Consider the following 488-nt stretch of genomic DNA (forward strand, 5'->3'; position numbering starts at 1 on the left):
TATGTGGAAGTGAACGGGGTGCGGGTCGAGGTGCTGCAGGTGGAGATCAGCGGCAAGCTCGACAACGCCGCCAGCAATGGCTTCGACTACAAGGTGACCCTGTTCGAGGGGGTGCATCAGGCCAATGGCAGCAGCACCGAGCTGCCGTTCAAGATCAATGTCGTCGACAGCGACAAGGGTTCCGGCAACAACGACACTACCTCTGGCACCCTCAATATCAGCGTTGCGGAAGGGGACAAGCCGACCCTCAGCCTCACCGGGGTGACCCTGACCGAGGGGCGCTTCGATGGGGCCGCGAACAACCAGACCGCGGACGACCAGCAGGCCACCGGTACCCTCACCATCAAGGCGGATTCGGATCCCGTGGTGGATGTGCGCCTGACCCTCTCCGGCCAGGTCGTGGACGCCAGCGGCAAGGCCATCACCCACAACGGCGAGACCCTGATCTGGCAGGAGGTGCCGGGCAGCAACGGCCACAGCTTCCAGGG

1 protein-coding gene is annotated in these 488 nt (G+C 64.1%); it reads left to right on the top strand.

All coding sequences use genetic code 11. The features are described 5' to 3' along the window. Nucleotides 1-488, top strand: a 488-nt coding sequence (locus tag HB860_RS21980) for a hypothetical protein (protein ID WP_247627957.1), incomplete at both ends; no start/stop codon positions are given.

The sequence above is a fragment of the Aeromonas genomosp. paramedia genome, from assembly GCF_023093515.1.
In the GTDB taxonomy this organism is placed as follows: domain Bacteria; phylum Pseudomonadota; class Gammaproteobacteria; order Enterobacterales; family Aeromonadaceae; genus Aeromonas.